The sequence below is a fragment of the Streptomyces sp. SID11385 genome (assembly GCF_010548245.1).
In the GTDB taxonomy this organism is placed as follows: domain Bacteria; phylum Actinomycetota; class Actinomycetes; order Streptomycetales; family Streptomycetaceae; genus Streptomyces.
Window position 1 is genome coordinate 1 of record NZ_JAAGLR010000467.1, and the last position, 5,659, is coordinate 5,659.

The following is a 5,659-nucleotide window of genomic DNA, read 5'->3' on the forward strand; positions in this document are numbered from 1 at the left end:
CTCGACCCCGTCCCGCTCCCCATTTGGGCTCCCGCCCCCCTCTCCCCTACAATCGCGCGTCTGTCCGCCTCCCTCCCGTGGAGTGCCGCCTGCCGGACGGAAACCGGCGGCAACTTCGGCGACCGCGACCGCCCCGGCCTCTGGCCGGTTCCCGGCGGCCGGGCCGTTCGTCTCATTCGTTCGCCGTTCGCGCGGCGCCACCGCCTTCCGCCCTGCGCGCGTGTCACACCGCGCATGTCACGCCGTGCCCGCGCACGTCGTGCCCGCGGGGGTGGTGCCCTGCCGCGCGCGCCCTTCCGGCAGGAGGCCGTACCGTGAGTCACCCGTCCGCGTCGTCACCGTCCACCGCGCCCGCCGATCCACCACCCGCCGACGCCCCCTCCGGCGGCGCACCCTCCGGCGACGCACCCGCAGGCCCCCCGCCCGGCGACGCGCCCGCAGGTCCCCCGCCCGATACCGGCACCGATCCCCTCGCCCTTGAGCGCGCCCACCTCTCCGTCTCGCGCTCCGCGCTGCGCGTGATGCGCGAGGAGACGGAGAACCTCGACATCCGCGACGTGACCGCGAACTGGGTCAACGCCGCCGTGCTCCAGGCGCAGATCGAGGAGCGCGTCAAAGCGCTCGCGGATCTCGCCGACACGCCGCTCTTCTTCGGGCGGCTCGACTTCACCCGCGCCCCGGGGCTCAAGGACGCCGAGGGCGCGGAGGGCGAGCGCTTCTACATCGGGCGGCGGCACGTGCACGACGCGGACGGCGATCCGCTCGTCATCGACTGGCGCGCGCCCGTGTCGACCGCGTACTACCAGGCGTCGCGGCAGCGGCCGATGGACGTCGGGCGGCGGCGGCGCTTCGGTTACACGGGCGGTGAGCTGACCGCGTACGAGGACGAGGTGCTCTCCGGGCCCGGCGCCTCGGAGAGCGATCCGGGCACGAGCAAGCTGCTGCAACGCGAGATCGAGCGCCCGCGCGTCGGTCCGATGCGCGACATCGTCGCGACGATCCAGCCCGAGCAGGACGGCATCGTCCGCGGCGACCTCAGCGGCAGCGTCTGCGTGCAGGGGGGCCCGGGGACCGGGAAGACCGCGGTCGGCCTGCACCGGGTCGCGTACCTCCTCTACGCCCATCGCGACCGGCTCGCCCGCACCGGAACGCTCGTGATCGGTCCGAACCGGTCGTTCCTGAGCTACATCGAACAGGTGCTGCCGGCGCTCGGGGAGATGGAGGTGCGGCAGGCGACCGTCGCCGATCTCGTCGCCGTGCCCGGCGTGGAGGTGCGCGGCGAGGACGACGCGCGCGCCGCGACCGTCAAGGGCGACGCGCGGATGGCCGAAGTGCTGCGGCGGGCGCTGCGCGCACACGTCTCGATGCCCACCGAGGGCGTCGTCGTGGTGCGCGGTTCGCGGCGCTGGCGCCTCGCCGCGTACGAGGTCGAGGAGCTGGTGCGCGAACTGCTCGACCGCGACATGCGGTACGGGGCGGCCCGCGAGGCGCTGCCGCAGCGGCTCGCGCATGCCGTCCTCGTCCAGATGGAGCGGGCCGGGGAGGCACCCGACGACCGGGTGCAGGCCACCGTCGCGCGCAATGCCGCCGTGAAGGCGGCGGTCAACGCCGTATGGCCGAAAGTCGAGCCCGCGAAGCTCGTCCTGCGGCTGCTGAGCGACCCCGGGTTCCTCGCGGAGCACTCCGAGGGGCTGCTCGATGCCGAGGAGCAGGCGGCGATCCTGTGGCCGAAACCGGCTCGCTCCGTCAAGAGCGCGAAGTGGTCGGCGGCCGACGCCGTACTCGTCGACGAGGCCCGTGACCTCGTCGAACGCACCCACTCGCTCGGGCACGTCGTGCTCGACGAGGCGCAGGATCTCTCCCCCATGCAGTACCGGGCGGTGGGCCGCAGGTGCAGCACGGGTTCGGCGACGGTCCTCGGCGACCTCGCGCAGGGCACGACGCCCTGGGCGACGCGGACGTGGGCTCAGGCGCTGCGCCACCTCGGCAAGGAGGAGGCGCACATCGAGGAGCTGACGGCCGGTTTCCGTGTGCCGCGCGAGGTCATCGCGTACGCGTCGAAGCTGCTGCCGGCGATCGCGCCCGGTCTCGCCGAGGTGCGTTCGGTGCGCGAATCGCCCGGTTCGCTCCTCGTGAGGCGCGTCGGCGAGGACGCGCGCGACGCCGCCGTCCTCGCCGCCTGCCGCGAGGCACTCGGCCACGAGGGCTCGATCGGCCTCATCGCCGCCGACGCGCGCGTTCCCGCGCTCGCGACGGCACTGGCCGACGCCGGGCTCGCGCACCTCGAACCCGGCACCGAGACCACGCGCGAATCCCGCCTCACCCTCGTCCCCGCCTCGCTCGCCAAGGGCCTGGAGTACGACTACGTCGTGCTCGACGAACCGGCCGCCGTCGTCGCGGGCGAGGCCGACGAACCGACCGGACTGCGCCGCCTGTACGTGGCACTCACCCGCGCGGTCTCGGGACTCACCGTCGTGCACGCGGACGAACTGCCGGGAGCCCTGGCCACGGTGTAGCGGGCGGTGGGGTGCGGGGACGGCGGCACGCGGTACCGGGGCGGGGTGGTCTCGTACGGGTGACAAGGGCCGTTCCCGTACGGGTCGGGGTGGTCTCGTACGAGTGACGGGGCGCCGCCTCCCTCCCCCGTACGCCCGGCCGGTACGTCCCCGGCCCCCGCTCAGCCCAGCGCCTCGCGCCAGCGCTCCACGGCCGTCGCGTCGACGGGGCCGTCCCAGCCGCCGGGGCGGGCCGCGCCGCCGATGTGGAAGGCGGAGATGCCGGCCGCGCGCAGGGCGGGGAGGTGGTCGAGGCGCAGGCCGCCGCCGACGAGGAGGCGCTGCGTGTAGCCGGGGCTGCCCTCGCGCGCGGCCTCCTCGCACAGCACGGGCAGTCCCTCGTCGACGCCGCCCGCCGCGCCGGCCGTCAGGTAGGTGTCGAGTCCCGGCAGCCCGTCGAGGCCGGCGCGGAGCGCCTCGCGGTCGCGGCTGCGGTCGACGGCGCGGTGGAAGGTCCAGGCGCAGCCGTCGAGGACGTCGGCGAGACGTTTCAGCGTGTCGAGGTCGGGGTCGCCCTCGGGGTCGAGGAAGCCGAGCACGAATTCCCGCGCGCCGACCGCGCGCAGCCGCGTCGCGCGGTCCACGAGCGCGGCCACGCCGCTCGCGCCGCCCGCCGCGAAGCCGTCGCTCAGGCGCAGCATCACGCGCAGCGGAAGGCCGACGGCGGCGCGGATCTCGCGGAAGGTCTCGACGGTGGGCGTGAGCCCGTCGGCTGCCATGTCGCTGACGAGTTCCAGGCGGTCGGCCCCGCCGTCCCGCGCGGCTCTGGCGTCCGCCGCGTCGAGGGCGATCACCTCCAGGAGTGCGGCTGTGCCTTCGGGCATGGTCATGGCCCCTCTTCCCGTCCGTCCCGTGTCCGGGCGCCCTTCAGGGGCCCCGTCTGCCGGGGCCCGCCGCGTCGCGGACCCGCCGTCGCGCGCGTCAGGGCAGCCACGGCCACTCCTCCGGAACCTCGCCCCGTCGCGGAGGCCCCCGGGCGTCCCACCGGGAGGAGAAGCGGTCTAGTCCAATCGCGCTGGAGGGCAGCCTACGCGGCGCCCGGGGCCCGGGGCAGCACCGTCCGTGGGCGTACGGACGGCGGAACGGGGCCCGGGCGGTGCGCCCGGCCTCGCGGCTCGCGGCCTCGCGGCGGGAGCCGTACCCGTACCGCGAGAACGGCGGGCGCGGCGGCGCGGGGGAGAATGGGCGCATGGACGGTGAGCGGGACCTCGCGGAATCCGGGCGTTCGGCGGCGTACGAGGAGCTGCGCGCCGCCTTCGCCGTGACGCTGCTGCGCGTACGGGGCGGCGCGCCCGGGCCCGCCCCGGAGCCGTACGCCGACGAGCTCCTCGCCCGCTGGGCGGAGCCCCAGCGCAAGTACCACACGGTTGACCACCTGCGGGCCGTCCTGCGGCACCTCGACACGCTCACCGGCGAGGTCGCGCGCGCCGCCGCGCACGGCACGGCGGCCGAGCGCGCGTGGGCCGGGACGGTGCGCGATCCCGACGCGGTACGGCTCGCGGCCTGGTTCCACGACGCGGTCTACCGGCCCGACCGCTCCGAGAACGAGGAGCGCAGCGCGACGCTCGCCGAGCGCGCCCTGCGCGAGGCGGGGCTCGCGTCCGGGCCCGTCGCCGAGGTGGCCCGCCTCGTACGTCTCACCATCGACCACGAGACGGCCCCGGGCGACGGGGACGGCGAGCTGCTGTGCGACGCCGACCTCGCGGTGCTCGCGGGGGTGCCGGAGGAGTACGCGGCGTACGCCGCCGCCGTCAGCGAGGAGTACGGCTTCCTCCCCGAGGAGCAGTTCCGCCACGGCCGCGCCGAGGTCCTGCGCCACCTCCTCGCCCTGCCCCGCCTCTTCCGCACTCCGTACGGGAGCCGCCACTGGGAGCAGCGGGCACGCGAGAACCTGACGACGGAGCTGACGCTGCTGGGCGGGTGAGGGGCGGGGAGCGGAGGGGCGCGGGGGGGGCGGTAGGGGGTGGCTGGCTGAGGCGTTCGGCGGGTGCGGGCTGTTCTGCCCGCCGGTGCGGGCCGGGGCGCCCGGCGAGGCCGATCGGGTCGGCCCACCCGCGTAGGAGCCGGCTCGCCCTGGGGGTGCGGCTCGTCCAGGGCGGCCATCCATCCGGTCTACGGGTTCCGTCCCGCCTCTCCCCGTTCGCCTCGCGCCTTGCGGCGGCGCAGCCCCGCCGCCGTGAGGCGGGCCACGAGTTCCTTGCTGCCGATCCCGATGGCTCCCGCCGCGAGGGCGTCCGCGTAGCGCTGCGCCGGGAGGTCGTAGTGGTCGCGGTCGAAGGCGCGGCGGGGGACGCCGAGCGCTCGCGCGAAACGGTGCAGTTCCTCGTACGAGTCGTCGCTGACGAGGTGCGACCACATGCGGCCGTGGCCCGGCCAGTTCGGCGGGTCGATGTAGACGGTCACCGGATGCCCGGGACGGAGTCGAGGGCGCCGACGGGCGCGACGAGGACGCCCGCCTCGGCACAGACCCAGTGCGGGTCGGGGCCCAGTTCCGGTTCGACGACGAGGGCGTGCGGCTCCTCCTCGGTGCACACGGGGCACACCGGCCACCGCCCGTACTGCTCCAGGAGGCCGTCCTGCACGTCCTGCGCGACGAGCCCCGCGACGAACTCGGCGCCGTCCGGCCACTGCTCCACCCACCAGCGGCGCTGCGTCACCGCCTCCTCGACGAGGGAGACCACGCGCGCGTCACTCACCTCGCTCGCGGCGAGGTCCGCGAGCACCCGGGCGCGCGCGGCGTGCAGCGTCTGCTCCAGGGAGCCGGGCTCGGGGGCGGCCCCGGACGTGCCGGAGGAGTCGGGAGTGGCCATGGGGCCATTGTGCGGCAGGTGCGCCGGGACCGGAAATGACCGGTGAGCGCCCCCCGCACGAACCCTGAGACGACCCGGAGGCGCCCGCTGGACGAACCCTGAAACATCCCCCAGGCGCCCCCTGAGACAACCCGTAGACGCCCTCGAACAGACCCCTGAAAAACCCCTGAGCCGCCTCTCGCCGAGCCCTCGTTCTTGACCCCCGCACCCTGCTGAAAGTAAATTTCACCCGTGACCAAGGATGTGAAGGATTTTGCCAACGGCGCCTCCGCGCTGAGCCGCCCCGCCACCGGG

At 75.4% G+C, this 5,659-nt stretch carries 5 protein-coding genes; 2 read left to right on the plus strand and 3 right to left on the minus strand.

Translation table 11 applies throughout. From position 1 onward, the window contains the following. The first annotated feature begins 314 nt into the window (after window positions 1-314). Entirely contained in the window at window positions 315-2,516 is a 2,202-nt protein-coding gene (locus G3I42_RS14390) for an AAA family ATPase (protein ID WP_164286011.1), read from the plus strand. Window positions 2,517-2,677: 161 nt separating this feature from the next. Here G3I42_RS14390 and G3I42_RS14395 read toward each other — a convergent pair whose 3' ends face one another. Further along, window positions 2,678-3,379 carry a copper homeostasis protein CutC gene (locus G3I42_RS14395; protein WP_203606805.1) on the minus strand — a complete coding sequence of 234 codons (702 nt, stop codon included), beginning with the start codon at window positions 3,377-3,379 and terminating at the stop codon, window positions 2,678-2,680. 365 nt (window positions 3,380-3,744) lie between these two features. On the opposite strand from G3I42_RS14395, the gene G3I42_RS14400 reads away from it, so the two are divergent. Continuing rightward, the gene (locus G3I42_RS14400; RefSeq protein ID WP_164286015.1) at window positions 3,745-4,479 is read left to right on the plus strand and encodes a hypothetical protein; all 735 of its coding nucleotides are present in this window, start codon (window positions 3,745-3,747) and stop codon (window positions 4,477-4,479) included. Window positions 4,480-4,667: 188 nt separating this feature from the next. Here G3I42_RS14400 and G3I42_RS14405 read toward each other — a convergent pair whose 3' ends face one another. Next, a complete protein-coding gene (locus tag G3I42_RS14405) occupies window positions 4,668-4,958 on the minus strand; it encodes a DUF4031 domain-containing protein (protein ID WP_164286017.1) in 291 nt (96 codons plus the stop codon). After that, on the minus strand, window positions 4,955-5,365 hold the full coding sequence (locus tag G3I42_RS14410) for a hypothetical protein (protein ID WP_164286019.1): 411 nt from the start codon (window positions 5,363-5,365) through the stop codon (window positions 4,955-4,957). The genes G3I42_RS14405 and G3I42_RS14410 overlap by 4 nt, the downstream gene beginning before the upstream one ends. Window positions 5,366-5,659: the final 294 nt, after the last annotated feature.

What these genes read in the sequence shown, in the direction of transcription:
- G3I42_RS14400 (WP_164286015.1), top strand. Translation starts at nt 3,745, where the DNA reads ATGGACGGTGAGCGGGACCTCGCGGAATCCGGGCGTTCGGCGGCGTAC.
- G3I42_RS14410 (WP_164286019.1), bottom strand. Translation starts at nt 5,365, where the DNA reads ATGGCCACTCCCGACTCCTCCGGCACGTCCGGGGCCGCCCCCGAGCCC.
- G3I42_RS14395 (WP_203606805.1), bottom strand. Translation starts at nt 3,379, where the DNA reads ATGCCCGAAGGCACAGCCGCACTCCTGGAGGTGATCGCCCTCGACGCG.